The sequence below is a fragment of the Pseudomonas sp. EA_65y_Pfl2_P74 genome (genome assembly GCF_963970575.1).
GTDB classification, from domain to species: domain Bacteria; phylum Pseudomonadota; class Gammaproteobacteria; order Pseudomonadales; family Pseudomonadaceae; genus Aquipseudomonas; species Aquipseudomonas baetica_A.
On sequence record NZ_CAXAOQ010000005.1, the window covers coordinates 31,563 to 54,603 of the forward strand.

The 23,041-nt window shown below is 58.4% G+C and carries 20 protein-coding genes; 14 read left to right on the plus strand and 6 right to left on the minus strand.

Features of this window, described 5'->3' with window-relative positions; translation table 11 throughout:
- Positions 1-54 precede the first annotated feature (54 nt).
- The 3 genes from AACY18_RS04990 to AACY18_RS05000 are packed head-to-tail and all read right to left on the minus strand — an operon-like array spanning position 55 to position 2,511.
- A complete protein-coding gene (locus AACY18_RS04990) occupies positions 55-822 on the minus strand; it encodes a TerB family tellurite resistance protein (protein ID WP_339464437.1) in 768 nt (255 codons plus the stop codon).
- A gap of 1 nt (position 823) precedes the next feature.
- Complete coding sequence (murU, locus tag AACY18_RS04995; RefSeq protein WP_339433308.1) at positions 824-1,495, minus strand: N-acetylmuramate alpha-1-phosphate uridylyltransferase MurU; 672 nt, start codon at positions 1,493-1,495, stop codon at positions 824-826.
- Positions 1,492-2,511 carry an aminoglycoside phosphotransferase family protein gene (locus AACY18_RS05000; protein WP_339433307.1) on the minus strand — a complete coding sequence of 340 codons (1,020 nt, stop codon included), beginning with the start codon at positions 2,509-2,511 and terminating at the stop codon, positions 1,492-1,494. The genes murU and AACY18_RS05000 overlap by 4 nt, the downstream gene beginning before the upstream one ends.
- Positions 2,512-3,633: 1,122 nt before the next feature.
- Here AACY18_RS05000 and ltrA point away from each other — a divergent pair.
- From ltrA to AACY18_RS05060, 12 genes are all read left to right on the plus strand, one after another.
- On the plus strand, positions 3,634-5,331 hold the full coding sequence (ltrA, locus tag AACY18_RS05005; RefSeq protein ID WP_057449615.1) for a group II intron reverse transcriptase/maturase: 1,698 nt from the start codon (positions 3,634-3,636) through the stop codon (positions 5,329-5,331).
- Positions 5,332-5,486: 155 nt separating this feature from the next.
- Entirely contained in the window at positions 5,487-8,288 is a 2,802-nt protein-coding gene (locus tag AACY18_RS05010; protein ID WP_339464438.1) for an LPS-assembly protein LptD, read from the plus strand.
- Positions 8,269-9,585 carry a peptidylprolyl isomerase SurA gene (gene surA, locus AACY18_RS05015; protein ID WP_401138670.1) on the plus strand — a complete coding sequence of 439 codons (1,317 nt, stop codon included), beginning with the start codon at positions 8,269-8,271 and terminating at the stop codon, positions 9,583-9,585. The genes AACY18_RS05010 and surA overlap by 20 nt, the downstream gene beginning before the upstream one ends.
- Positions 9,582-10,571, plus strand: a complete 990-nt coding sequence (gene pdxA, locus AACY18_RS05020) for a 4-hydroxythreonine-4-phosphate dehydrogenase PdxA (protein ID WP_339433304.1) — start codon at positions 9,582-9,584, stop codon at positions 10,569-10,571. Before surA ends, pdxA begins: the two co-directional genes overlap by 4 nt.
- On the plus strand, positions 10,568-11,386 hold the full coding sequence (gene rsmA / locus AACY18_RS05025) for a 16S rRNA (adenine(1518)-N(6)/adenine(1519)-N(6))-dimethyltransferase RsmA (protein ID WP_339433303.1): 819 nt from the start codon (positions 10,568-10,570) through the stop codon (positions 11,384-11,386). Before pdxA ends, rsmA begins: the two co-directional genes overlap by 4 nt.
- Positions 11,387-11,499: 113 nt before the next feature.
- On the plus strand, positions 11,500-11,880 hold the full coding sequence (gene apaG / locus AACY18_RS05030) for a Co2+/Mg2+ efflux protein ApaG (RefSeq protein WP_339433302.1): 381 nt from the start codon (positions 11,500-11,502) through the stop codon (positions 11,878-11,880).
- A complete protein-coding gene (locus AACY18_RS05035) occupies positions 11,880-12,761 on the plus strand; it encodes a symmetrical bis(5'-nucleosyl)-tetraphosphatase (protein WP_339433301.1) in 882 nt (293 codons plus the stop codon). Before apaG ends, AACY18_RS05035 begins: the two co-directional genes overlap by 1 nt.
- 33 nt (positions 12,762-12,794) lie before the next feature.
- Positions 12,795-13,124, plus strand: a complete 330-nt coding sequence (glpE, locus tag AACY18_RS05040) for a thiosulfate sulfurtransferase GlpE (protein ID WP_339464439.1) — start codon at positions 12,795-12,797, stop codon at positions 13,122-13,124.
- Between the two features lie 294 nt (positions 13,125-13,418).
- Positions 13,419-15,341, plus strand: a complete 1,923-nt coding sequence (locus AACY18_RS05045; protein ID WP_339433299.1) for a PrkA family serine protein kinase — start codon at positions 13,419-13,421, stop codon at positions 15,339-15,341.
- Positions 15,342-15,462: 121 nt separating this feature from the next.
- Entirely contained in the window at positions 15,463-16,734 is a 1,272-nt protein-coding gene (locus AACY18_RS05050) for a YeaH/YhbH family protein (protein ID WP_221731105.1), read from the plus strand.
- A complete protein-coding gene (locus AACY18_RS05055; protein WP_221731106.1) occupies positions 16,731-18,293 on the plus strand; it encodes a SpoVR family protein in 1,563 nt (520 codons plus the stop codon). The genes AACY18_RS05050 and AACY18_RS05055 overlap by 4 nt, the downstream gene beginning before the upstream one ends.
- Positions 18,294-18,356: 63 nt before the next feature.
- The gene (locus tag AACY18_RS05060; protein WP_339433298.1) at positions 18,357-19,586 is read left to right on the plus strand and encodes a multifunctional CCA addition/repair protein; all 1,230 of its coding nucleotides are present in this window, start codon (positions 18,357-18,359) and stop codon (positions 19,584-19,586) included.
- 83 nt (positions 19,587-19,669) lie between these two features.
- Here AACY18_RS05060 and folK read toward each other — a convergent pair whose 3' ends face one another.
- Positions 19,670-20,188 (minus strand): 2-amino-4-hydroxy-6-hydroxymethyldihydropteridine diphosphokinase, encoded by a 519-nt coding sequence (gene folK / locus AACY18_RS05065; RefSeq protein ID WP_339433297.1) that lies wholly within the window; start codon positions 20,186-20,188, stop codon positions 19,670-19,672.
- Positions 20,179-20,535: a dihydroneopterin aldolase gene (gene folB, locus AACY18_RS05070; RefSeq protein ID WP_056786656.1), complete on the minus strand. Its 357-nt coding sequence runs from the start codon at positions 20,533-20,535 to the stop codon at positions 20,179-20,181. Before folB ends, folK begins: the two co-directional genes overlap by 10 nt.
- 74 nt (positions 20,536-20,609) lie before the next feature.
- On the opposite strand from folB, the gene plsY reads away from it, so the two are divergent.
- The gene (gene plsY, locus AACY18_RS05075; protein WP_339433296.1) at positions 20,610-21,179 is read left to right on the plus strand and encodes a glycerol-3-phosphate 1-O-acyltransferase PlsY; all 570 of its coding nucleotides are present in this window, start codon (positions 20,610-20,612) and stop codon (positions 21,177-21,179) included.
- Between the two features lie 23 nt (positions 21,180-21,202).
- Here the strand turns inward: plsY and tsaD are convergent, their stop codons facing one another.
- Positions 21,203-22,228 carry a tRNA (adenosine(37)-N6)-threonylcarbamoyltransferase complex transferase subunit TsaD gene (tsaD, locus tag AACY18_RS05080; protein ID WP_339433295.1) on the minus strand — a complete coding sequence of 342 codons (1,026 nt, stop codon included), beginning with the start codon at positions 22,226-22,228 and terminating at the stop codon, positions 21,203-21,205.
- 199 nt (positions 22,229-22,427) lie between these two features.
- Between tsaD and rpsU the strand changes: the two genes are divergently transcribed.
- Positions 22,428-22,643 carry a 30S ribosomal protein S21 gene (rpsU, locus tag AACY18_RS05085; RefSeq protein WP_002551877.1) on the plus strand — a complete coding sequence of 72 codons (216 nt, stop codon included), beginning with the start codon at positions 22,428-22,430 and terminating at the stop codon, positions 22,641-22,643.
- The last annotated feature ends 398 nt before the right edge of the window (positions 22,644-23,041 follow it).

Sequence of the window (23,041 nt, forward strand, 5' to 3'; positions counted from 1 at the left end):
GTGGGAGCGGGCTTGCTCGCGAAGAGGCAAGTGCTAACAACACCCATCTAGTGCCTAACGAAAATCCCGCCGTTCCCGAATCAACGTGTAGGCGTTGTGCAAATCGCGGGTTTTCTCGGTCGCTTCACGCACCTGTGCCGGTGTCGCACCGCTGCCGGCAATCTTGTCCGGATGATGCCGACTGAGCAAACGTCGATAAGCCCGTTTGATCTGCGCCGGCTCGCTGGACACCGAAACACCCAGCAGACGCATCGCTTCCTGATAGCTCACCGCCGCACTGACGATTGGCCGCTTGCCGGGCTCGTAATCACTGGCCAGTGCCTGCACCTGATGCGTCGTCCAGCCCAGCCATTTACCCCACTGCGCCAGCAACTCCCGCTCACTGACGCCAGCTCGACCGTCGGCCCAGACCATCCGCCAACACGCACGCAATACGCCTTCGGCCGCGTGCGGCTGCGCACTCAAACGCCGAAGATAGCCGCGCAGACGATCACTGCCGGACTTGCCGCGATTGAACGCCGCAATCGCCCGACGCATCGCCGGGTCGCTCATTTCCAGCGCTCGCATCTCGTTGCGCGCCTGCTGAATATGCCCGTCCGTAACCCGGCCATCACTCTTGGCCAGACGCCCGAGCAACACAAACAACAATTCGTCGTTGCGCAACACCGACCGACCACCGAGTTTTTCCCGCAGTTGCCCCCAGCTCTGCAAGTGCAGGCGCCGATCCAGCGCCTGCCCCAACAACGCCCCAAGCATGGCCCCCGGAATGCTGGCGATAGCAAAACCCGCTCCGGCTCCAATCAGAGTCCCTGGCCACAACATATCAGCGACTCGCTTCTATCAAGGTTTGAGCTTCGGCCAGACGCTCGTGCGTGCCGACATCAACCCAATGGCCCTTGAGTCGCTCGCCAGTAACCTCGCCTTCAGACATGGCCTTGCGCAGTAACGGCGCCAGTTTGAAGGCGCCGTGCGCACAACCCTCGAACAGTTGCGGATGGAGCACGGCGATGCCGCTGTAAGTCAGCGTCGCGGCATCCGCCTGGCCATCAATCACTTGTCCGTCAACCAGTGAGAAATCACCGGCCGGGTGATGCGCCGGATTGTCCGCCAGCACCAGATGCGCCAGACCGGGGATCGGTTGGTGCAGCACGCTGAAGTCGTAATCGGTCCAGATGTCACCGTTGACCACCAGAAACGCGTCGTCACCGAGCAACGGCAGCGCCCGGAAAATACCGCCGCCGGTTTCCAGCGGCTCGCCTTCCGGCGAGTACTGAATGCTCACCCCAAACTGCGAGCCATCGCCCAGGTAATCCTCGATCTGCTGACCCAGCCAGGCGTGATTGATCACGATCTCGTTGAATCCGGCTGCCGCGAGGGCGCGCAGGTGATATTCGATCAACGGGACGCCGCCGGCACGCACCAGCGGTTTGGGCGTGGTCAGGGTCAGCGGGCGCATGCGCTCACCTTTGCCTGCCGCCAGAATCATTGCCTTCATGCCGTCGCTCCACCACGCAGGCTGGTGAACAGCGCTTGCAGTTCCGCCAGCTCAGGACGACGAGCGATCACCGCCTCTATATAAGAGAAGAAGCGCGGCACATCGGCCAGATAACGCGGCTTGCCGTCGCGATGGCAGATGCGCGCGAAGATGCCGATGACTTTCAGGTGACGCTGCACACCCATCAGGTCGCTGGCGCGCAGGAAGTCTTGAAAATCTGGCTGCACCGGGATGTTCAGCACCGAGGCTTGCTGCCAGTAACGCTCCAGCCATCCGTGTACGCGCTCCTCAGGCCAACTGAGGAAGGCGTCCTTGAACAGACAGGTCACGTCGTAGGTCACGGGGCCATACACCGCATCCTGGAAATCAAGCACACCGGGATTTGGCTCGCTGAGCATCAGATTGCGCGGCATGTAGTCGCGGTGCACCAGCACTTTTGGCTGGGCCAGGGCGCTATTGATCAACAGATCGCTGACCTGCTGCCACTGTTGTTGCTGAGTCGCATCGAACTCGACACCGAGTTCACGCTTCACGTACCACTCAGGGAACAGTTCCAGCTCGCGGCGCAGTAAAGCAACGTCATAACTGGGCAACGGCGCAACCATCGGCAACTGCTGAAAAGCCAGTAATGCTTGCAGGGCATCGTTGAACAATGCGTCGGCATTTTCAGTGTCGATCACGTCCAGATAGGTCTTGTTGCCCAGGTCATTGAGCAAAAGAAATCCGCGTTCGAGGTCTTCTGCATAAATTTTCGGCACATTTATTCCGGATTTCGCCAGCAAAAAGGCGATATCCACGAACGGTTTGCAGTTTTCCTGGGGGGGCGGCGCGTCCATGACGACGAAGCTGCGACCCGCGCCCTCCCAACGGAAGTAACGGCGAAAACTCGCGTCGCTACTGGCCGCGGTCAACGTGGCCGGGGGCACGGCGCCCCAACCCTGATCTGCAAAAAGGTTTGCCAACTGCTCATCGAGCCAAAGTTTCAGGTGTTGCAAGCGTACATCTTGGTCAGGCATTGCAAGGGTCTCCGACGGCGCTAGCCGTCAAGCGGGTCATGCTTTATTATCCAGCATCTTGTGCGACACGCGTAGCGTGCCTCCAGCTTCGCGATGAGGAGTCATCGTGAAGGGTTCTTGCAAAGGAACCAACAGCCCGGCAGCCAATTCGGGAAACAAAACCGCCCAAGGAGTCCTTCGCTTAAAAAGACTCGTTGTCGCTGCGGCGCAATAGCGAACCCAAAACCACTTAGCACTCGGAAGCGTGGTTATGGTCCGGATTTCGGACTGGGAGTGCTTACTTCATCACATCGGCCCCATGGCCTTACTCTGACGGGAAGAATCCCCGCAGGGGTTCCTCCTTCTGCAAATAGGGGGAACATCACCCAGACAAGCCGTTTTCCTACGGTCCTTGTCCATTTCAACTGGAGACATGAGCGAAAGTTCTGTCTGTCATTGTCCAACTGTTGCAGTCACTGAACAGTAGCGGACTCGTTGTGCGACCAACGATAGCCTAGGAAGACATGCGTCACTGGTAACGGTGGGGTATGAAGCTCTTCCGACAATGTAGCCCCCGTCAGGGCGTGATCTTGCTGCGAGGCAAGTCATGGATGCTCGGAGCAGTACCGGGTTGAGGCGCTAGGCTGGCTGGCAAGGGCAACGTAAGTGAACTGCTGATAAACGCCGTAAGGATAACCATGCCCAAACTGCTGTCAGGCATGAACCAAAAGGTACGAGGCCAGATATTCCTGTGGGATGTGGGAATACGTCGCTGCACAAGCCTCCGGCGAAAAGGCAGGTCCTAAACCAGTCGTGTGACAGTCAGGGAACGTGGTAAGCCCGTATGGCTGCCTTCGGGCAGGCAAACCGCAAGGTGAACTGTTGGCTGTGCGGGTATGGGATCGCAGAGAAAGCGAACGCCGGGCTGTAATGGTTCGGATAGGGATTGGAACATTATCCCACGGGAAACCGGGCAGACTTCTGCGTGGTCTTTCGTCGCATGAATGCTGATTGAGCCTGTTTCAATGAACTTCGAGGTCCAGAAATACCGGACCTTCCAATAGTCCAACCCTGACGGAAGCGCCCCTCCTCATCAGGGGATGCGTACGTCTTTTGCTCAGGGTCATCTGAGAGGAAGGCAGCATGATAGAACACAGCCAAATGGCCGTGTCTGCGCCTTCCGACGTTCCGCAGCAATGGCACGACATCGACTGGTGTCGCGTTCAGCGGAACGTTCGGGCAATGCAGATACGGATTGCGAAGGCTTGTCGGGAAGGCAACTGGCGCAGGGTGAAAGCCTTGCAACGGATGCTGACCCGCTCACGCTCGGCCAGATACTTGGCCGTACGGCGAGTCACTGAAAACCAGGGTAAGCGCACGGCGGGAGTCGACCGCGTGCTCTGGGATACACCGGATGCCAAATGGAAAGCGGCAGATGGATTGAAGCGCCACGGGTATAAACCTCGGCCGCTACGGCGAGTGTTTATCCCAAAGTCGAATGGAAAGGAGCGCCCTTTGGGCATCCCGACCATGACTGACAGGGCAATGCAGGCGTTGTACTTGCTTGCTCTGGCGCCCATCGCAGAAACCACGGGTGATCCCAATAGCTACGGCTTCAGGATCGAACGCTCGACGGCGGATGCGATGGGGCAGTTGTTCGTTTGCCTGTCCAAGAGGCTATCGGCCAAATGGGTTTTGGAAGCGGACATCAAGGGCTGCTTTGACCATATCAACCACGACTGGCTGATCCACCACGTCCCTACGGACAAAATGGTTCTTCGCAAATGGTTGAAAGCAGGCGTGATCCATAAAGGCCAGCTTCAGGCAACGGATGCCGGTACACCTCAAGGCGGGATTATCTCGCCGACCTTGGCAAACATGGTGCTGGATGGCCTGGAAACACAGCTCAAGCGATATCTGGGCGTGACACGGGCCAAGAAGCTGAAAATCAATGTAGTGCGATATGCGGACGATTTTGTGATCACTGGCGAATCGAAAGAGGTGCTCGATAGCGAAGTCAAACCTTGGGTGGAGCAGTTCCTCGCGGTGCGCGGATTGCAGTTATCCCCTGAGAAAACCCATGTCGTCCATATAGATGAAGGCTTTGACTTTCTGGGTTGGAATTTCCGCAAGTACGGCGGGAAGCTTCTGATCAAGCCGAGCAAGAAAAACGTGAAAGCGTTCTATCGCAAGGCCAAGGAGGTCATCAGCACCAACAAAGCGGTGACGCAAGAGGATCTGATCCGATTGCTGAACCCGATGCTGCGAGGCTGGGCGTTCTATCACCAGCCAGTAGTCGCCAAGAAGGCGTACAGCCGCATGGACTTTCAAATATTCCAAGCGCTATGGCGCTGGGCAAAACGGCGACACCCGAACAAAAACCTCGACTGGATCAGGAAGAAGTATTTCCAACTCATCGAGGGTCGAAACTGGGTGTTCTGCACCACGTTACTGACAGAGACTGGGGACAAAGAGGAGATCAGGCTATACACCCTTGAGGCTACGCCGATCGAGAGGCACAGAAAAATCAGCGGGGAGTACAACCCGTTCGATCCTTCGATGGAGGAAATGGGCGAGAAACTGCGGATGTCCCGGATGCTCGGGAAGCTGAAATACCGTAAACAAGTATCAAACCTGTTTCAATCGCAAAAAGGTCTGTGTTTACTGTGCAAGAACCCGATAACCAGGGAGACGGGGTGGCACGACCACCACATCATTTATCGCTCACAAGGCGGTGGTGACTCGCTAAGCAACCGGGTACTATTGCATCCCATTTGCCACCAGCAGCTTCATGCTCGTGGGCTAACAGTGAACAAACCGGCTCCCGATTTCGGGGGTTAAGTAGAGACTTGAGCCGTATGCGCTGAAAGGCGCACGTACGGTTTTTAGGGGGGAGCAGGCCAGAAATGGTCTGCTCCTACCCAACTTTCAGACCATCGAGAGGCGTGCGGCCCACACCGCGGGCAGATGGCACGCAGGAAGCCCGGACTAATAAGATGGCATTGAAATCCCCCGCGTTTCGTAAAAAATTTCCGTTGTTGGTAACCGGCAGTCTGCTGGCTATGCAACCTCTGGCCAGTCAATTCGTTGTCGCCGCCGAGCAGTATGACTGCTCTGTATCGGCTACGGGTGCCTGGGACTGTTCGCCCAAGACGCCGGCCGCTGCATTGCCGCCGCGTCCGGTGCATGACGGCAGTGCCGTCAGCGCCACCGGCGAAGCCCCGGCACAGAACGGTTCGACCACCGACACTGGCGCCAAGCCCGTGCTGGTCACCGAAGCCAAGGGCCGCGGTTTGAAATCCCGTAGCGAAGACTTCAGTCACCTCGACTGGGTTGCGCGCGAGAAGCTCACCGCCGCCCAATTGGCCGAGACCGGTCCATATTGCTCAGGTGCTTATATCGAGCCGATTCGTCCTGGCATGAATGACAAGACGAATAAAAGCGATGCTCCGACCTTTATCGGCGCAAAAGCCTCTCGCTATAACACCGATGATCAAGTCGGTACGCTGGCCGGTGATGTCGTCCTGCGTCAGGGCAGCATGCAGGTCGAGTCCGACGAGGCCAGCCTGTATCAGGCCGAGAGCCGCGCCGAGCTCAGTGGCGACGTGCGTATCCGTGACAACGGCGCGCTGATCGTTGGCGACCACGCCGATGTGCAGCTCGACACTGGCGAAGCCAAGGTCGACAACGCCGAATACGTGATGCACAAATCGCGCATTCGCGGTAACGCGCTGTACGCCAAGCGTGCCGAAAACGCGATCATCCGCTTGAAGGACGGCACGTACACCACGTGCGAACCGAACAGCAACGCCTGGCAGCTCAAGGGCAACAACATCACCCTGAACCCGGCCACCGGCTTCGGTACCGCGACCAACGTGACGTTGCGCGTCAAAGACATTCCGATCCTGTACACGCCGTACATCTACTTCCCGATCGATGACCGTCGCCAGTCGGGCTTCCTGCCGCCGACCATCGGCACCGGCAGCGACACCGGCTTCATGCTGGTAACGCCGTACTACTTCAACCTGGCGCCTAATTACGACGCCACGTTGTATCCACGTTACATGAGCAAGCGTGGCATGTTGGTGGAAGGCGAGTTCCGTTATCTGACCAAGTCCAGCGAAGGCCAGTTCGGCGCTGCGTACCTGAACGATGACGACACTGAACGCAGCAAGCAGACCGATTACGAAAAAACCCGATACATGTACAACTGGCAGCACAAGGGCGGTCTCGACTCCCGCGTGCTCACTGAAGTTGACTACACCAAGATCAGCGATCCGTATTACTTCCAGGATCTGCAGACCGATCAGATTGGTGTGAAATCCAGCGACTACGTGAACCAGCAGGGCGCGGTTACCTATCGTGGCGACAGCTATACCGCGCGGTTGAACGCTCAGGCGTATCAGTTGGCAACCGTTTCGAACATCACGCCGTATGATCGTTTGCCGCAGATCACCTTCAATGGTCAGCTGCCGTATCACCCGCAAGGTTTGAGTTTCGATTACGAGACCGAGCTTGTTCGGTTTGATCGTGATCTGAAAAGCGGGACGTTCACTCAGGAAGACGGCGTTACGACAGAACCTCGACTGGACAACAACATTCAAGGTCTGGCCCGTGCAAACGGCGACCGTCTGAATCTGAAGCCCGGTGTAAGTCTGCCAATGAACTGGACCTATGGCTTCTTAAAGCCATCGCTCAAGTATCAGTACACCCAGTATCAATTGGATCTGGACGGTACTGGTAAATCCCAGATTGCTGCAATGTCGCCGGAAAATCAGAACCTCTACGGAAAATTCGGTAGCAACCAGAACCGCGGCGTGCCAATCGCCAGCATCGACAGCGGCCTGTACTTCGACCGTAACACGTCGTTCTTTGGCAAGAACTACCGCCAGACCCTGGAACCGCGCCTGTTCTACCTCTACGTTCCTGAGGAAGATCAGAAGGACATTCCGGTGTTCGACACCAGCGAATACACCTTCAACTACGCGTCGCTGTTCCGTGACAACCGTTTCTCCGGCTCCGACCGTGTCGGCGACGAGAACAAACTGTCGCTGGGCGTAACCAGCCGCTGGATCGAAGACAATGGCTTCGAGCGTCAACGCATCAGCGTCGGCCAGGCCCTGTACTTCAAGGATCGCGAAGTCCAATTGCCAGGCATCGATGCAAAAACCCGTGATGACGCGAAATCCAACGTTTCGCCATATGCACTGGAATACGAATACCGCTGGAACCGTGATTGGCGCACCACGGCCGATTACAACTGGGATCCGGACAGCCGCAGCCCACGTTCCGGCAGTGCAATGTTCCACTACCAGCCTGAAGACAACCCGAACAAGGTCATCAACGCCGGCTATCGCTATCGCAATGACCAGGTTCGCTACGACCAGAACACCGGTAAATGGTCGGTGGGTGGTGGTGACTACGGCACTCCAGGCCAGCCTGGCTACGTGAAGGACTACTACAAAATCAAACAGCACGACTTCTCGGTGATCTGGCCGATCGTGCCGCAGTGGAACGCCATCAGCCGCTGGCAGTATGACTACAACCGTAACCGTACCCTGGAAGCCTTCGGTGGTTTCGAGTACGACAACTGCTGCTGGAAACTGCGCCTGATCAACCGTTACTGGGTTTCCTATGACGAGTTCAGTCAGAACGCACCGGAAAACGAAAAAGGCGACCATGGCGTCTTCCTCCAAATTGTTCTGAAGGGACTCGGTGGCCTCACTGGCGCCAAGGTAGAGAGCTTCCTCGACAAAGGCATTCAAGGTTATCGTGAACGTGAAGACCAAGCTTTCTGATTGTCTGCGCCCGCTTGTGCTGGGCGCGCTGTTCCTGGGTACTGCGGCGAATGCTGCAGTACAGCCCATCGATAAAGTGGTAGCGATCGTCGACAGCGACGTGGTCATGCAGAGCCAACTGGATCAGCGTGTCCACGAAGTTCAGCAGACCATCGCCAAGCGTGGTGGCGGTTTGCCGCCCCCAGGCGTACTGGATCAGCAGGTGCTCGAACGCCTGATCGTCGAGAACCTGCAATTGCAGATCGGCGAACGTTCCGGTATCCGCATTACCGATGAAGAACTGAACCAGGCTGTTGGCACCATTGCCCAGCGCAACAACATGACGGTGGATCAATTCCGTGCTGCTCTGGCTCACGACGGCCTGTCTTACGACGACGCCCGTGACCAGATCCGTCGCGAAATGATCATCAGCCGTGTACGTCAGCGCCGTGTAGCAGAACGCATTCAGGTGTCGGAACAGGAAGTGAAGAACTTCCTCGCCTCCGACCTGGGCAAGATGCAATTGTCCGAAGAACTGCACCTGGCCAACATCCTGATTCCGACCCCGGAAAGCGCCAACTCTGAAGCGATTCAGAATGCCGCGCGTCAGGCCATGGAGATTTACCAGCAGCTCAAGCAAGGCGCCGACTTCGGTCAATTGGCCGTCGCCAAATCCGCCAGCGACAACGCCCTGGAAGGCGGCGACATGGGCTGGCGTAAAGCCGCGCAGTTGCCACCTCCGTTTGATCGCGAGTTGAGCAGCATGGCCGTCGGCGACGTGACTCAGCCTGCACGCACGCCAGGTGGCTTCATCATCCTGAAGTTGCTGGCCAAGCGTGGTGGCGAAACTCAAACCCGCGATGAAGTGCATGTGCGCCACATCCTGGTCAAGCCAAGCCCGATCCGCGACGAAGCCAAGACCAAGGCCTTGGTTCAATCGCTGTACGAGCGGATTCTGGCCGGTGAAGATTTCGCCACCCTGGCGAAAAGCTACTCCGAAGACCCGGGTTCGGCCCTCAACGGCGGCGACCTGAACTGGATCGACCCGAACGTACTGGTTCCGGAATTCCGCGAAGTAATGGCCAAGACCCCTCAAGGTCAGCTGTCCAAGCCATTCAAGACCCAATACGGCTGGCACGTTCTGGAAGTCCTTGGCCGTCGCGCCACTGACAGCACTGAACAAGCCCGCGAGCAGCAAGCCATGACGGTATTGCGTAATCGCAAATACGACGAAGAGCTGCAAACCTGGCTGCGTCAGATCCGTGACGAAGCGTACGTAGAGATCAAACTTCCTGGTGCAGACCAGGCAGCGCAGTGAAACCCAAGCGTTTCGCGCTGACACCCGGCGAACCAGCCGGCATCGGTCCCGACCTGTGCCTGCTGCTCGCCTCGCAAGCCCAGCCACACCCCCTGATTGCCATCACCAGCCGCGACCTGCTCCTTGAGCGGGCCGCGCAGCTGGGGCTGGCCGTCAATCTGCTGGATGTTGCGCCCGGTCAATGGCCGGATGCGCCCGCACCTGAACATAGCCTTTACGTCTGGGATACGCCGCTCAGCGCCCCCGTGGTGACCGGGCAACTGGACAAGGCCAACGCGGCCTTCGTCCTCGAAACCCTGACCCGCGCTGGCAATGGCTGCCTGAACGGCGAATTCGCCGGGATGATCACCGCGCCAGTACACAAAGGCGTGATCAATGAGTCAGGCATCGCGTTCTCCGGACACACGGAATTTCTCGCCGATCTGACCCACACTGCGCAAGTGGTGATGATGCTTGCCACACGCGGTTTGCGCGTGGCACTGGTCACCACTCACCTGCCCCTGCGCGAGGTTGCCGATGCGATCACGCCGCAACGGCTGGAGCGGGTCACGCGGATTCTGCACGCCGACCTGCAAGACAAATTCGGCATCGCCCGGCCACGCATTCTGGTGTGCGGGCTCAACCCGCACGCCGGTGAAGGCGGACACCTGGGCCATGAAGAAATCGACATCATCGAACCCACATTAGAGCGCCTGCGCGGCGAGGGCATGGACCTTCGTGGCCCGCTGCCTGCCGACACTCTGTTTACCCCCAAATATCTGGAGCACTGCGACGCAGTGCTGGCGATGTACCACGACCAGGGCTTGCCCGTGCTGAAGTACAAAGGCTTCGGCGCCGCCGTCAACGTGACCCTCGGCCTGCCGATCATCCGCACTTCGGTCGACCACGGCACCGCCCTGGATCTGGCCGGCAGCGGCAAGATCGATACCGGCAGCCTGCAAGTCGCCCTGGAAACCGCCTACCAGATGGCCGAGACCCGTTTATGACCGAGCAATACCAACACAAGGCGCGCAAACGCTTTGGCCAGAACTTCCTGCACGATGCCGGCGTTATCGACCGCATCCTGCGCTCCATCAGCGCCAAGTCCGAAGACCGCCTGCTGGAAATCGGCCCGGGCCAGGGCGCGCTGACCGCCGGCCTGCTCAACTCCGGCGCACAACTTGACGTCGTGGAGCTGGACAAGGACCTGATCCCGATCCTCAACCAGCAGTTCGCCGGCAAGAGCAACTTCAACCTGCATCAAGGCGATGCGCTGAAGTTCGACTTCAATACGCTCAACGCCGCGCCGAACAGCCTGCGCGTAGTCGGCAACCTGCCTTACAACATCTCTACGCCACTGATTTTCCACCTGCTGAGCAACGCCGGCATCATTCGCGACATGCACTTCATGCTGCAAAAGGAAGTTGTCGAGCGCCTGGCAGCGGGTCCTGGTGGCGGTGATTGGGGTCGCCTGTCGATCATGGTTCAGTACCACTGCCGCGTGGAACACCTGTTCAACGTCGGCCCGGGAGCGTTCAACCCACCGCCGAAAGTCGACTCGGCTATCGTCCGTCTGGTCCCGCACGCGGTACTGCCGCACCCGGCCAAGGATCATCGCCTGCTGGAGCGCGTTGTTCGCGAAGCCTTCAACCAGCGCCGCAAGACCCTGCGCAACACGCTCAAGCAATTGATGACGTCTGCCGAGATCGAAGCCGCCGGTGTCGATGGCAGCCTGCGCCCCGAGCAACTGGATCTGGCCGCCTTCGTGCGCCTGGCCGACAAGCTCAGCGAGCAAGCCCCAGAGACGCCCGCCGCCGACTGACAAGTGATGAACGCTATCGGGCAGGACGCCACTCTGGTTTACTGCCCGATACTTGCCTAGACTGATTCCCCATCAGCTACGCCCCGCGTTCCGCTTCGTTTAAGGCCTTTTGCATGTCCGATTCCCGTTACCAGGTCGATGTCAGCGTGGTTACCCACTATCTGGCAGACCAATCGCAACCCGAGCACGACCGCTTTGCCTTCGCCTACACCATCACCGTACAGAACAACGGCGACAAGCCGGCGCGACTGATGTCGCGACACTGGGTCATCACCGACGGAGACGGGCACGTCGAAGAAGTGCGCGGTGCAGGTGTCGTGGGTCAGCAACCGTTGATCGATGCAGGCGAAAGCCACACCTACAGCAGCGGCACGGTAATGACCACCAAGGTTGGCACCATGCAAGGCACCTACGAAATGGTCGCCGACGACGGCAAGCATTTCGACGCGATCATCAAACCCTTTCTTCTCGCCGCTCCCGGAGCGCTGCACTGATGGCCACGTATGCCGTCGGCGACCTGCAGGGCTGCCTCGAACCGCTCAAGTGCCTGCTCAAGCAGGTCGCGTTCGATCCGGCGATCGATCGGCTGTGGCTGGCAGGTGACCTGGTCAACCGCGGCCCGCAGTCGCTGCAAACCCTGCGATTTCTATATGGCATGCGCGAGTCACTGGTCTGTGTGCTCGGCAATCATGACCTGCACCTGCTGGCCGCCGCAAAAAACATCGAACGCCTGAAGAAATCCGACACCCTGCGCGAGATTCTCGACGCACCCGACGCCGCCGACTTGCTTGAGTGGCTGCGCCAGCAAAAGCTCATGCACTACGACGAACAACGTGACGTCGCCATGGTGCATGCCGGCATACCGCCGCAATGGTCGCTGCGCAAAGCCTTGAAGCTGGCCGCCGAAGCCGAAGCGGCGCTGCGTGACGATAATCTGCTGCCGCTTTATCTCGACGGCATGTACGGCAACGAGCCGGCAAAATGGGACAGCGACCTGCAAGGTGTGCCTCGCCTGCGCGTGATCACCAACTATTTCACCCGCATGCGTTTCTGCACCGCCGAAGGCAAACTTGACCTCAAGAGCAAGGAAGGCCTCGATACCGCACCGCCGGGCTATAAACCGTGGTTCCTGCACAAGGAGCGCAAGACCCTCGGCTTGCGGATCATCTTCGGTCACTGGGCCGCCCTCGAAGGCCAGGTCAGCGAACCGGGCATCGCAGCGCTCGACACCGGTTGCGTGTGGGGTGGCAGCCTGACCCTGATGAACGTCGACAGCGGTGAACGCCTGTCATGCAAATGCGACGAACACGGTGGCGTCCTGCCGTCAGTCGCACCACTTACCCCCAACACCTCGCCAGTCAGCACACCACGCTAGACTGCGTATTCAGCCGAGCTACAGGAACCCGCCATGAGCGAAGTCAAACGAATCCCCCCGGAACAAGCCCAGGCCCTGCGCGAGAAAGGCGCCGTCGTGATCGACGTCCGCGACCCGCAAACCTACGCCGCGCTGCACATTGCCGGCTCCCAACATATGGACAACCATTCCATCGCCGATTTCATCCGTAACGCCGACCTCGACGCACCACTGGTAGTGGTCTGCTATCACGGTAATTCCAGCCAGAGCGCAGCAGCGTACCTGATCAGCCAGGGCTTCTCCGACGTCTACAGCATGGACGGCGGCTTCGAGCTATGGCGTACGACTTATCCTGCAGAAACCGCTCAAAGCTGCGCGCAATAATTTTTTTGTCAGGCGCGAGCCCCGGCTGCCGTGGGCCCGCGCTGGGCAGACAAACGGTCTGCCACACATAATTACGTATCTCGCCTTTACCTCCCGAATTCCCAACTATCCTTAAGCCCAGGCCATCCAAAACAGGGGAGAGCCGGTACACCGGCGCACGGGTCATCGGGAGTGACTTTCAAGGTTGTCGACCGCGAAAGTGTTCTGGGGGGTAAACAAGCAGCCACGACGGCCGCTTGCCAGCATCGACTGACTGATCCGGCGTCGGCTCCACGTATCGAGCGAGGTGACGTCATGAGTATCTTTAGCCACTTCCAACAACGCTTCGAGTCCACACGCCAGGAAGAACTCTCACTGCAGGAGTACCTGGAGCTGTGCAAAACGGATCGCAGCGCCTATGTTTCCGCCGCCGAGCGTCTGTTAATGGCTATTGGCGAACCGGAACTGCTCGACACCTCGACCAATTCGAGGCTGTCACGCATCTTCTCCAACAAGGTGATCCGTCGCTATCCGGCCTTTGAAGACTTCCACGGGATGGAAGAATGCATCGACCAGATCGTCTCGTATTTCCGCCATGCCGCCCAAGGCCTGGAAGAGAAGAAACAGATCCTCTATCTGCTCGGCCCAGTCGGTGGCGGTAAATCGTCCCTGGCCGAGAAGCTGAAACAGCTGATGGAAAAAGTGCCCTTCTATGCAATCAAGGGCTCGCCGGTATTCGAGTCTCCGCTGGGTCTGTTCAACGCCACCGAAGATGGCGCGATCCTCGAAGAGGACTTCGGCATCCCTCGGCGCTACCTGAACACCATCATGTCGCCATGGGCAACCAAACGCCTGGCCGAATTCGGCGGCGACATCAGCCAGTTCCGCGTGGTCAAGCTGTACCCGTCGATCCTCAACCAGATCGCCGTGGCCAAAACCGAACCGGGTGACGAGAACAACCAGGATATTTCCGCGCTGGTCGGCAAGGTCGACATCCGTAAACTCGAGGAATACCCACAGAACGACGCGGACGCCTACAGCTATTCGGGTGCGCTGTGCCGGGCCAACCAGGGCCTGATGGAATTCGTCGAAATGTTCAAGGCACCAATCAAGGTGCTCCACCCGTTGCTGACCGCCACACAGGAAGGCAACTACAACAGTACCGAAGGTCTGGGCGCGATTCCGTTCACCGGGATTCTGCTCGCCCACTCCAACGAGTCGGAATGGCATACCTTCCGCAACAACAAGAACAACGAGGCGTTCATCGACCGGATCTACATCGTCAAGGTGCCGTACTGCCTGCGAGTCAGCGATGAAGTAAAAATCTACGACAAGCTGCTGTTCAACAGCTCCCTGGCCAAGGCCCACTGCGCGCCCGACACCTTGAAGATGCTGGCGCAGTTCACCGTGCTGTCACGCCTCAAGGAGCCGGAAAACTCCAACATCTATTCGAAAATGCGCGTGTACGACGGCGAAAACCTCAAGGACACCGACCCAAAAGCCAAATCGATTCAGGAGTACCGCGACTCGGCCGGCGTCGACGAGGGGATGAACGGCCTGTCGACCCGCTTCGCGTTCAAGATCCTTTCGAAAGTCTTCAACTTCGATCCCCATGAAATCGCCGCCAACCCGGTGCACCTGCTCTATGTCCTGGAACAGCAGATCGAACAGGAGCAGTTTCAGGCCGAGACGCGCGAGCGCTATCTGCGTTATCTGAAGGAATACCTGGCACCGCGCTACATCGAGTTCATCGGCAAGGAGATTCAGACCGCGTACCTGGAATCCTACAGCGAGTACGGCCAGAACATTTTCGACCGCTACGTGCTGTACGCAGACTTCTGGATTCAGGATCAGGAATACCGCGATCCGGAAACCGGCGAGATTCTCAACCGCGTAGCCCTGAACGAAGAACTGGAAAAAATCGAAAAACCGGCCGGCATCAGCAATCCGAAGGATTTTCGCAACGAGATCGTCAACTTCGTACTGCGCGCACGGGCCAACAACAACGGCAAGAACCCGACCTGGCTCAGCTACGAAAAACTGCGGGTGGTCATCGAGAAAAAAATGTTCTCGAACACCGAAGACCTGCTGCCGGTCATCAGCTTCAACGCCAAGGCCAGCAAGGAGGATCAACAAAAGCACAACGACTTCGTTACACGAATGGTCGAACGTGGCTACACCGACAAACAGGTACGGCTACTTTCCGAATGGTACCTACGGGTCCGGAAGTCGCAGTGAAGCAGTTGCAAGCTTCTAGCTACAAGCGGCAAGAGAAAAGCGGGTGAGCCCCGATATCGGGAACTGACGGCGCATCGCTTGCTGCTTGAGGCTTACGACTTCAAGCTCCCCGGAGGGGCCTATGAGCTATGTAATCGACCGACGTCTCAACGGCAAGAACAAGAGCACGGTGAACCGTCAGCGCTTTCTGCGACGTTACCGTGACCACATCAAGAAGGCTGTCGAAGAGGCGGTCAGCCGGCGCTCCATTACCGATATGGAGCACGGCGAGCAGATCAGCATTCCCGGTCGCGACATCGACGAACCGGTGCTTCACCATGGTCGCGGCGGCAAGCAGACCGTTGTTCATCCCGGCAACAAGGAATTCACCGCCGGCGAACACATCGCGCGCCCACCGGGAGGCGGCGGCGGACGTGGACCGGGCAAGGCCGGCAACTCTGGCGAGGGCATGGACGAGTTCGTCTTCCAGATCACTCAGGAAGAATTCCTCGAATTCATGTTCGAAGACCTCGAACTGCCCAACCTGGTCAAACGCAATCTGACCGGTACCGACACGTTCAAGACCGTTCGCGCGGGGATCAGTAACGAAGGTAATCCCTCACGCATCAACATCATCCGCACCCTGCGCTCAGCTCATGCGCGGCGCATCGCCCTGTCCGGCAGCAGCCGCGCAAAACTGCGTGAAGCCAAAGAAGAACTGGCGCGCCTCAAGCGCGAGGAGCCAGACAACTTCGGCGACATTCAGGAAATCGAGACGGAGATCGAAAAACTCAGCGCGCGCATCCATCGCGTGCCGTTTCTCGACACCTTTGACCTTAAATACAACTTGCTGGTCAAGCAGCCGAATCCAAGCTCCAAAGCGGTGATGTTCTGCCTGATGGACGTCTCCGGCTCCATGACCCAGGCGACCAAGGACATCGCCAAGCGCTTTTTCATCCTGCTGTACCTGTTTTTGAAGCGAAACTACGACAAGATCGACGTGGTGTTCATCCGTCACCACACCAGTGCCCGTGAAGTCGACGAAGAGGAGTTTTTCTACTCGCGGGAAACCGGGGGCACCATCGTCTCCAGCGCCTTGAAAATGATGCAGGAGATCATGGCCGAGCGCTATCCGAGCAACGAGTGGAACATCTACGCGGCTCAGGCTTCCGACGGCGACAACTGGAACGACGACTCACCGATCTGCCGCGACATCCTGATCAACCAGATCATGCCGTTTGTGCAGTACTACACTTATGTGGAAATCACCCCGCGCGAACATCAGGCCTTGTGGTACGAATACGAACGTATCGCCGAAGCCTTCTCTGACACGTTTGCCCAACAGCAACTGGTCTCGGCCGGGGATATCTATCCGGTCTTCCGTGAACTCTTCCAGCGCAGGTTAGTGACATGACCGCCAAAGAGCAGAAGCGCCAACCCATTTCAACCGGCTCCGAATGGACATTCGAGCTGATCCAGACCTACGACCGCGAGATCGCCCGCATCGCGGCGGGCTATGCGCTGGACACCTACCCCAACCAGATCGAAGTGATCACCGCCGAGCAAATGATGGATGCGTACGCTTCGGTCGGCATGCCGCTGGGTTACCACCACTGGTCCTACGGCAAACACTTCCTCAGCACCGAAAAATCATACAGCCGCGGGCAGATGGGGCTGGCGTACGAGATCGTCATCAACTCCGATCCGTGCATCGCCTATCTGATGGAGGAAAACACCATCTGCATGCAGGCTCTGGTGGTGGCACATGCCTGCTATGGCCACAACAGTTTCTTCAAGGGCAACTACCTGTTCCGCACCTGGACCGACGCCAGTTCGATCATCGATTATCTGGTGTTCGCCAAGCAGTACATCATGCAATGTGAAGAACGCCATGGCATTGATGCGGTAGAAGACCTGCTCGACTCCTGCCACGCACTGATGAACTACGGCGTCGACCGCTACAAACGCCCTTATCCGATTTCCGCCGAAGAAGAACGCCGGCGGCAGAAGGATCGCGAAGAACACCTGCAGAAGCAGATCAACGATCTGTGGCGCACCATCCCCAAAGGCGCAGACAAGTACAGCGACAAGGATAACGCCCGCTTCCCGGCCGAGCCGCAGGAAAACATTCTCTACTTCATCGAGAAACACGCGCCGTTGCTGGAGCCGTGGCAGCGCGAAATCGTGCGGATCGTGCGCAAGATCGCCCAGTATTTCTATCCGCAACGCCAGACTCAGGTAATGAACGAGGGCTGGGCGACGTTCTGGCACTACACGTTGATGAACGACCTGTACGACGAGGGTCTGGTCACCGATGGTTTCATGATGGAATTTCTCACATCGCATACCAGCGTGGTGTTCCAGCCAGGCTTCGACAGCCCTTACTACAACGGCATCAACCCCTACGCACTCGGCTTTGCCATGTACCGTGACATTCGCCGCATGTGCGAAGAACCCACAGAAGAAGACCGTCACTGGTTCCCCGAGATCGCCGGGACTGACTGGTTGTCGTCCATCAAGTTCGCCATGAGCAGTTTCAAGGACGAAAGCTTCATCCTTCAGTACCTGTCACCGAAGGTGATCCGCGATCTCAAGCTGTTCAGCATCCTCGATGACGATCAAAAGGACGATCTATTGGTGCCGGCGATTCACGACGAAACCGGTTACCGGATCATTCGCGAAACCCTGGCTGCGCAGTACAACCTCGGCAATCGTGAACCAAACGTGCAGATATACAGCATCGATCGTCGCGGCGACCGCTCGCTGACCCTGCGCCACCAGCAACACGACCGCAAACCGCTGGGTGACTCCACTGACGAGGTGCTCAAGCACTTGCATCGCTTGTGGGGCTTCGACATTCATCTGGAAACCCTGCAAGGCGACCAGATCATGAAAACCCATCACGTACCGCCACGCAGTGAACACAGCGAAGGGGATTACGGTCGACTCGACCTGGCCGTCATTCATCTTTGATCCGCTAGCGGCCTCCGAAAGTCCGACGCAAGGGTTATCCTGTCGGGCTAACGGAGGTTTTTTATGCAGATTTTCAAGGTTGGCGGTGCAGTACGTGATCGCTTGCTGGGCAAACCGGTCACCGATGTCGATTGGGTGGTCGTTGGCGCCACTACGGAAGAAATGCTCGCCAAGGGTTATCGCCCGGTTGGCGCAGACTTCCCGGTGTTTCTTCACCCAAAAAGCGGCGAGGAATACGCCCTCGCCCGCACTGAGCGCAAAAGCGGTCGTGGCTATGGCGGTTTTACTTTCCACGCCAGTCCCGAAGTCACACTTGAAGAAGACCTGATACGCCGTGACCTGACCATCAACGCCATGGCCGAGGACGATCAGCAAAATCTGACCGATCCGTACCATGGCCAGCGCGATCTGGAGGCTCGAGTTCTGCGCCACGTTTCTCCGGCGTTCGCCGAAGATCCACTCCGTGTACTGCGCGTTGCACGCTTCGCGGCCCGATACGCCGAGCTGGGTTTCAGCATTGCACCCGAGACCCTGGCGCTGATGAGTCAGCTCAGCGATTCGGGCGAACTGGAGGCGCTGACGGCTGAACGCAGCTGGAAAGAAATCTCCCGGGCACTGATGGAAAATCAGCCACAGGTGTTCATTGAGGTGCTGCGCGAATGCGGCGCTTTGAAGGTGCTGATGCCGGAAGTCAACGCGCTGTTTGGCGTACCGCAACCGGAAGTTCATCACCCGGAAATCGATAGCGGCATTCACACGTTGAGCGTGCTGGAGCAATCAGCGCTGCACAAGCAACCACTGACCGTGCGCTGGGCCTGCCTGCTGCACGACCTCGGCAAAGGCCTGACCCCTGAAGAAGAATGGCCGCGGCACATTGCCCACGAGCACAAAGGGCTGAAGCTGATCAAAGCCGTCAACGCGCGGTTCAAGGCGCCGAAAGATTGCCAGGAACTGGCCCTGCTGGTTGGCCAGTATCACACCCATGGCCACCGCGCTCTGGAGTTGAAAGCATCGACATTGCTGGAGTTACTGCAGAGTTTTGACGTGTATCGCCGACCGCAGCGTTTTGAGGAGTTCATTGCCGCCTGCGAGATGGATGCGCGAGGCCGTAAAGGGTTGGAGCAGCGCAGTTATCCACAGGCCGATTACTTGCGTGGCGCCGCAACAGTGGCGCGAGGTGTGGCGGTGCAACCGTTGCTGGAGAAGGGTTTCAAGGGCCCGGAACTGGGCGAGGCGCTCAAGCGCGAGCGGCTCAAGGCCTTGAAGACTTACAAGGAAGCTTCGGCCTGCTGAACAGCTTCGCGAGCAAGCCAGCGCTCACAGGTAACATGCGCTCCAATGCGGGCGCTGACTTGCTCGCGAAGGTGTCAGTCAGGTCAACACAGAACTGAAGGGGTCAATTGCTCACCCCGCCACTCAAACCTCACCGGCGCCAAGACCTGATCAATCTGTGCCTCAGCCCACAACGTCGCGAAGCTTTTTCCCACACCCGGATGCACGCGATCCGGGGCAATCAACGACAACGGCCACAACACAAAGGCATTTTTCAAGATTTCGGCTCGGGGCAGCACCAGCCCGTCGAAATTGCCCGCCAGATCGCCGTACAACAGCACGTCGATATCCAGCGGCAACCCCTTGCGATCCGGGGCATAACGGCCGTTATCGGCCTCAATGAATTTCAACCGGCGATCCAGCTCCATCAACGGCAAATCGGTAAACGCCGAGACCACGAAATTGAAGAACGGCCCGCTCTTGACGCCTACCGGCTGGCTCTCGAACACCGCCGAACAGCGGATATCCACCAGAAACGTGGCCAGCGCATCAAGACCGGCACGCAAATGGGTTTCGCGCTCGATGTTACTACCGAGCCCGAGATAGACCTGAGTCAGCGACATCCGCGCTCGATCTCCACACCCACTCCGCCTTTGGCGGCCGGCACGGCGCCAGGCTTGGTCAGCTTCAGACGCACCCAAGTGATCTTGAATTCAGTCATCAGCACCTCGACCAGACGCTCAGCGAAGGTCTCGACCAACTGAAACTGCGCCTGCTCGGCAAAAGCCTGAATACGCGTGGAAACGCTAGCGTAGTCGAGCGCCAGGGTCAGGTCGTCACCGGCGGCGGCCGGGCGATTGTCCCAGGCGAAGCTCAGATCAAGACGCAGGCACTGTCGGATGCCGCGCTCCCAGTCGTAGGCACCGATGACGGTGTCAACTTCCAGGCCCTCGATAAATACTCTGTCCAAGCACTTTTCTCCGCTGCACGACAAGGGCGCAATGCGCCGTTAGAATCAGGGCGTCCTCGCCCGGAATAGTTAGCATGTTTTGGTTACTGGCGACTCTCGCCTACCTGCTCGGCTCGCTGTCCTTCGCCATTTTGCTCAGCCGCCTGACCGGAAACCCGGATCCGCGAATGAGTGGCTCGGGTAATGCCGGCGCCACCAACATGCTGCGCCTGGCCGGTCGCAAACTGGCGATCCTGACCCTGCTGGGTGATCTGTGCAAAGGCCTGCTGCCAGTGCTGATCGCATCCGCAGCAGGCCTGTCGCTGCAAGATCAGGCCTGGATCGGCGTGTGCGCCGTGATCGGTCACCTGTTCCCGCTGTATTTCCGTTTTCGCGGCGGCAAAGGTGTCGCCACTGCTGCCGGCATGCTGCTGGGGCTGTATCCGCCCGCAGCCCTGCTGGCGGTGTGCGCCTGGCTGCTGACGTTCTACCTGACCCGTACCAGCTCGCTGGCGGCCCTGATTGCGACACCGCTGACCCTGCCGTTGCTCGCCTGGCAGGAACCGGAGGCGCTGTTGCCGATGTGCGCATTGACACTGCTCATCGTCTGGCGCCACCGCGGCAATCTACGCGACCTGTTTGCCGGGCGCGAACGGCATTTCTAAATACCGTTCAAGAGCGACGCTCATTACAACGCCGACAACTGCTCCATCGGCCAGCGCGCCTGCACGCTGATCGCCAGGCTTTCCTGCTGACCGGCTTGCAAACGCTGGCAGCCGGCAAACGCAATCATCGCGCCATTGTCGGTACAAAACTCGGGGCGCGCATAAAACACGTCGCCCTTCATGTCGCCGAGCATTTTCTCCAGCGAAACGCGCAATGCCTTGTTGGCGCTGACGCCACCGGCGATCACCAAACGCTTCATGCCGGCCTGTTTCAGGGCACGCTTGCACTTGATGGTCAGAGTCTCCACCACGGCCTGCTGGAACGCCAGCGCGATGTCGCAGCGGGCTTGCTCGCCGTCGTCCCCGGCGCTGACGCACTGCTGCCAAGTGTTGAGTGCGAAGGTTTTCAGACCACTGAAGCTGAAATCAAGCCCCGGGCGATCGCACATCGGACGCGGAAAAGTAAAACGTCCCGCGACACCCTTCTCCGCCAGCTTGGCGATTTCCGGCCCGCCCGGGTAATTGAGGCCCATCATTTTCGCGGTTTTGTCGAAAGCTTCACCGGCGGCGTCATCAAGGGTCTCGCCGAGCAGGCTGTATCGGCCAATGCCATCGACCTGAACCAACTGCGTATGGCCACCGGAGACCAACAAAGCGACGAACGGGAATTGCGGCGGTTTCGGTTCCAGCATCGGCGCCAGCAAATGGCCTTCCATGTGGTGCACACCCAGCGCCGGAATGCCCCAGGCAAAGGCCAGCGCTTGTGCGCAAGAAGCGCCGACCAGTAGCGCACCCACCAGGCCAGGACCTGCGGTATAAGCGATCGCATCGATCTCGGTGGGCACGCAGTCAGCCTCGGCCAACACCTGACGAATCAAGGGCAGCATGCGTTTGACGTGATCACGCGAGGCCAGCTCAGGCACCACACCGCCGTAGGCACGATGCAAGTCGATCTGACTGAACAATGCGTCGGCCAGCAAGCCGCGTTCACTGTCATATAATGCGACACCGGTTTCGTCGCAGGAGGTTTCTAATCCCAGTACTAGCATGGGTTTGCGCCTTGTTTAGGCTGAATTCGAAGGCGCGCATAATAGTCGCCGCGTGATGCCCCGGCCAGCGGTTTTCGATCAGAGGCTTTGCATTCCGAGCGATGAGGGGTTAACATCCGCAACCCTTAAAAACCGACGTCTTCAAGTGCTCTTTTGCCGCGAGGATGTTGACCCCGGTAATGAATGAAGGTAGCTCTGGATGCCAGCCGTCAAAGTTAAAGAGAACGAACCCTTCGACGTAGCTCTGCGTCGTTTCAAGCGCTCCTGCGAAAAAGCCGGTGTACTGGCTGAAGTTCGTAGCCGCGAATTTTACGAGAAGCCAACTTCTGAGCGTAAGCGTAAAGCAGCAGCCGCTGTTAAGCGTCACGCCAAGAAAGTTCAGCGCGAACAGCGCCGCGCCGTTCGTCTGTACTAATACACAGACGTTCGTAGCAAGCTTCTTGCCTAAGCCCGGCCCTCAGCCGGGCTAATGGCATTTGCGTAAAACGCTTGATGCTTCACCGTCGAAGCCGCAGACGCGACTTAGACAAATCTGCTTCACCGCGTCAGGCCTGGCTCTTTTGCCAGCGGTGCACGTCTTTTCTGACGAGCCTTTCAAGGCTACTGACGAGCACACCCACTGATTTCTCTAACGACGATCAGCCCAAGGCACCTGCATGCGTGCCCGTTTTATTGAGCTATCCGAGGCCATTAACCGGCCGTCAGCGGATTCAGCGCAACACTTTCAAATAGTCGAAAACTGATAGGCATTAACGTCAGTGGATTTTCGGCAGATACACTTCCCGACAGCGATCAAGCAGACGACACCGGTCG

Excerpts from the sequence above, each read along its gene's own strand:
- murU (WP_339433308.1), bottom strand. The coding sequence starts at position 1,495 with ATGAAGGCAATGATTCTGGCGGCAGGCAAAGGTGAGCGCATGCGCCCG.
- rpsU (WP_002551877.1), top strand. The coding sequence starts at position 22,428 with ATGCCAGCCGTCAAAGTTAAAGAGAACGAACCCTTCGACGTAGCTCTG.
- AACY18_RS05035 (WP_339433301.1), top strand. The coding sequence starts at position 11,880 with ATGGCCACGTATGCCGTCGGCGACCTGCAGGGCTGCCTCGAACCGCTC.
- AACY18_RS04990 (WP_339464437.1), bottom strand. The coding sequence starts at position 822 with ATGTTGTGGCCAGGGACTCTGATTGGAGCCGGAGCGGGTTTTGCTATC.
- AACY18_RS05010 (WP_339464438.1), top strand. The coding sequence starts at position 5,487 with ATGGCATTGAAATCCCCCGCGTTTCGTAAAAAATTTCCGTTGTTGGTA.
- rsmA (WP_339433303.1), top strand. The coding sequence starts at position 10,568 with ATGACCGAGCAATACCAACACAAGGCGCGCAAACGCTTTGGCCAGAAC.
- folK (WP_339433297.1), bottom strand. The coding sequence starts at position 20,188 with ATGTCGCTGACTCAGGTCTATCTCGGGCTCGGTAGTAACATCGAGCGC.
- tsaD (WP_339433295.1), bottom strand. The coding sequence starts at position 22,228 with ATGCTAGTACTGGGATTAGAAACCTCCTGCGACGAAACCGGTGTCGCA.
- plsY (WP_339433296.1), top strand. The coding sequence starts at position 20,610 with ATGTTTTGGTTACTGGCGACTCTCGCCTACCTGCTCGGCTCGCTGTCC.
- glpE (WP_339464439.1), top strand. The coding sequence starts at position 12,795 with ATGAGCGAAGTCAAACGAATCCCCCCGGAACAAGCCCAGGCCCTGCGC.
- AACY18_RS05055 (WP_221731106.1), top strand. The coding sequence starts at position 16,731 with ATGACCGCCAAAGAGCAGAAGCGCCAACCCATTTCAACCGGCTCCGAA.
- AACY18_RS05050 (WP_221731105.1), top strand. The coding sequence starts at position 15,463 with ATGAGCTATGTAATCGACCGACGTCTCAACGGCAAGAACAAGAGCACG.
- AACY18_RS05060 (WP_339433298.1), top strand. The coding sequence starts at position 18,357 with ATGCAGATTTTCAAGGTTGGCGGTGCAGTACGTGATCGCTTGCTGGGC.
- ltrA (WP_057449615.1), top strand. The coding sequence starts at position 3,634 with ATGATAGAACACAGCCAAATGGCCGTGTCTGCGCCTTCCGACGTTCCG.
- apaG (WP_339433302.1), top strand. The coding sequence starts at position 11,500 with ATGTCCGATTCCCGTTACCAGGTCGATGTCAGCGTGGTTACCCACTAT.
- AACY18_RS05045 (WP_339433299.1), top strand. The coding sequence starts at position 13,419 with ATGAGTATCTTTAGCCACTTCCAACAACGCTTCGAGTCCACACGCCAG.
- AACY18_RS05000 (WP_339433307.1), bottom strand. The coding sequence starts at position 2,511 with ATGCCTGACCAAGATGTACGCTTGCAACACCTGAAACTTTGGCTCGAT.